General features: G+C 54.5%; 1 protein-coding gene and 1 pseudogene. Both read right to left on the bottom strand.

Going from position 1 to position 769, the window contains the following annotated elements; all coding sequences use genetic code 11:
- A partial coding sequence (locus P7F28_RS17415; protein ID WP_277185770.1) for an ABC transporter permease occupies window positions 1-579 on the bottom strand: 579 nt, incomplete at its 3' end.
- Window positions 579-769 (bottom strand): annotated as a pseudogene (locus tag P7F28_RS17410) (ABC transporter ATP-binding protein); the annotation flags it as partial. The pseudogene P7F28_RS17410 and the gene P7F28_RS17415, both read right to left, overlap by 1 nt.

Genomic DNA, 769 nt, shown 5'->3' with positions numbered 1-769 from the left:
GCCCATCACACGAATCACATCAATCAGGTCCTGGTTTACGTCGCGTACTCCCGACAAGGTATTCATGAACACAGGGAAGAAGACCAACAGCGCGATATAGATCACCTTTGTCTGAAACCCAATCCCGAAATACAGGATAAACAATGGGATCAGCGCGATCCGAGGAATAGAGTAAAACCCCACCAAAAATGGATTGAGGACCTTAGAGATGATTCGACTGGTGCCGCATGCGACGCCCATCACCATCCCTCCGGCTACACCGAACGCGAAACCAACCAGCGCCTCTGCAATCGTTGCATACAGGTTTCTTAGCAGGCCGCCGCTGTTCCACATATTCAACGCGGCCATAGCGATGCGCGATGGACTGCTGATCCAGAACGCGGATATCCACCGACCACAAGCCCATTCCCAGACAAGAAGAGCGACTGCCGCCAAGATCAGTCGTGAAAGTACGACGATCCGTGTCTCCCTGCGGCGAGCCCTTATGCTTGGATCGACAGTGAAAACCTCGTCTGCATCGGGCGCTCCAGACATACCTGCGAGTGACGGTGCGACGGCTTTGGATTTGAAGTTGCTCATTAGACTTCCGCTCCTTGATGCATGTCTTCGCGCAGTGCTGCCCACAAATTCTCGAAATACTCCCCAAACTCGGGGATGAATCGGATCGTGAAGACGTCGCGCGGCCTCGGCAACTCAATACGCTGAACGGTACGGATACGTCCGGGACGCGCCGACATGACTATTACGCGGTCCGCGAGCGAGATCGCTT

Source organism: Caballeronia sp. BR00000012568055 (assembly GCF_029439455.1).
Lineage (GTDB): Bacteria > Pseudomonadota > Gammaproteobacteria > Burkholderiales > Burkholderiaceae > Caballeronia.
The sequence above is the reverse complement of the archived record's forward strand: the minus strand, read 5'-3'. Positions and strand labels throughout refer to the sequence as shown.